The sequence below is a fragment of the Variovorax sp. P4_D9 genome (assembly GCF_056401695.1).
In genome coordinates this window covers 1-2246 of record NZ_JBFUIU010001150.1, presented here as the reverse complement: position 1 = coordinate 2246, position 2246 = coordinate 1, and the positions used below count along the sequence as shown (strand labels likewise).

The following is a 2246-nucleotide window of genomic DNA, read 5'->3' as shown; positions in this document are numbered from 1 at the left end:
GCGCTACGCCCTGCCCGACGTGCAGCAGGCCCACCGCGACCTCGAGGCGCGCAAGACCACCGGCTGCACGATCCTGACCTTGTAGCGCGCTACAGAGAGCTGAGCCGCGATTCGCGCATGCGGGTCGGCGCCAGTGCGCCGGCCGACTCGAGGATCGGGTAGGCGATCGAGCAGATGTGCGAGTTGATGCGCTTCAGGTCGCTGATCAGGTCGATGTGCAGCGAGCTGGTCTCGATGCTCAGCGCGGTCTGGTCCGACAGGCGCCCGAGGTGGGTGGTGGCGTAGGCGCGCTCGAGGTCCCTGAAGCGCGCCTTCTCCTCGAGCAGCTTCTGGGCGTCGCGCACGCTGCCGTTCAGGAAGACGCTCATGCTGAGCCGCAGGTTGGCCACCAGCCGCTCGTGCAGTTCGACGATCTCGCGCATCCCGGCCTCGGAGAAGTTGCGCTGCGGCTTGATTTTCTTGTCCTCGATGTCGATGATCACGCGCTCGATGATGTCGCCGACCTGCTCCATGTTGATGGTGAAGCTGATGATGTCGGTCCACCGCCGGCCCTCCTCCTCGCCCAGGGCTTCGCGCGAGATCTTCGTCATGTAGTACTTGATGGCCGAATAGAGCTCGTCGACCGTGTCGTCGAGCTTGCGCAGTTCCTGGGCCAGGCGCAGGTCGTTGTTGCGGATCACGCCGAGCACCCCGATCAGCATGGTCTCGACCACGTCGGCCTGGTGCAGCGCCTCGCGTGCGGCGTTCGAGATCGCCAGCGTCGGCGTCGACAGGGCCGAGGGGTCCAGGTGCTGCGGCCGCTGCGTGGCCACCGGCTCGACYGGCACCGGCAGCAGGCGGCTCACCAGCTTGGCAACCCAGTTGGTGAGCCCGATGAAGCCGAGGCTCACGAGCACGTTGAAGGCCAGGTGGTACAGCACGACGAATTGCGTGGCGTCCGCGATGTAGGGCCTGACCTCTCGCAGCCACAGGCCGACGAAAGGCGCCGCGATCGCCACGCCGAGCAGCTTGAAGACCAGGTTGCCGACGGTGACCTGGCGCACCGACACCACCGACTTGGCCGTGGTCAGCACCGCCAGCAGGCCGCTGCCCAGGTTGGCGCCGAGTACCAGGCCCATCGCGACATCAAGCGGCACCACGTTCGAGCTGGCCATCGCGGCCACCAGCAGCACCACCGCCAGGCTGGAGTAGGCGACGATCGCGAGCGCAGCGCCGATCGTGATCTCCAGGAGCACGTCGCTGCCCAGGCTGCCCAGCAGCTCGCGCATCGCCTGGCCCTCGAACAGCGGGCCGGTGGCCGCCACCACCAGCTGCAGCGCGAGCAGCATCAGGCCCAGCCCGATCAGGACCCGCCCGACCCGGCCGGCCACGCTCGACGGCCGGGTGATGAACAGCACCACGCCGACGAAGATGAACAGCGGCGACAGCCAGGACAGGTCGGCCGAGAACAGCACCGACATCAAGGCCGTGCCGATGTCCGCGCCGCGCATCACGGCCAGCGCGGCCGGCAGGGTCACCAGGCCCTGGCCGACGAAGGAGGAGGTCATCAGCGAGGTCGCGGTGCTGGATTGCACCAGGGCCGTCACGCCGATGCCCGAGAGGGCCGCCGTGAAGCGGTTGCGCATGCTGTGGACCAGGATCCGGCGCAGGTTGGCCCCGAAGACGCGCAGGACGCCGGTGCGAACGAGATGGGTGCCCCATACCAGCAGCGCCACCGCCGCAAGTAGATTCAACAGATGCTTCATGGAAGCAGGGGACTATAGACCAAGCCCCCCCGCGGATTCATCCCTCGTGCCCGCGGCCGCGCTACTTCCTGCGGACGCGCCGGAGTTCGTCGAGGACCAGGCAGATTGCGCCGAGGGTGATGGCGCTGTCGGCGACGTTGAAGGCCGGAAAGTGGCGCCCGGCGAGGTGGAAGTCGAGGAAGTCGACCACGTAGCCGTGCATCATCCGGTCGATCACGTTGCCGATGGCGCCACCCAGGATGGCCGCCATCGAGAACGAGAACAGCTTCTGGCCGGCGTGCGACTTCAGCATCCAGATGATGAACACCGCCGCCGCGACGCCGATGGCGGTGAAGAACCAGCGTTGCCAGCCGGCCGCATCGGCGAGGAACGAGAATGCCGCGCCGGTGTTGTGGGCCCGGACCACGTTGAAGAAGCTGGTGACGTAGGTCACGTCGCCGTACTTGTAGTAGCCCAGGATCAGCGTCTTGGTGAACTGGTCGACGATCACGATCACCAGCG

At 67.2% G+C, this 2246-nt stretch carries 2 protein-coding genes; both read right to left on the bottom strand.

The window, feature by feature from the left end; translation table 11 throughout:
- Positions 1–89: 89 nt before the first annotated feature.
- Positions 90–1745 (bottom strand): Na/Pi cotransporter family protein, encoded by a 1656-nt coding sequence (locus AC1DY5_RS52215; RefSeq protein WP_478122116.1) that lies wholly within the window; start codon positions 1743–1745, stop codon positions 90–92.
- 61 nt (positions 1746–1806) lie between these two features.
- Positions 1807–2244 (bottom strand): signal peptidase II, encoded by a 438-nt coding sequence (gene lspA, locus AC1DY5_RS52210; protein ID WP_478122115.1) that lies wholly within the window; start codon positions 2242–2244, stop codon positions 1807–1809.
- Positions 2245–2246 lie beyond the last annotated feature (2 nt).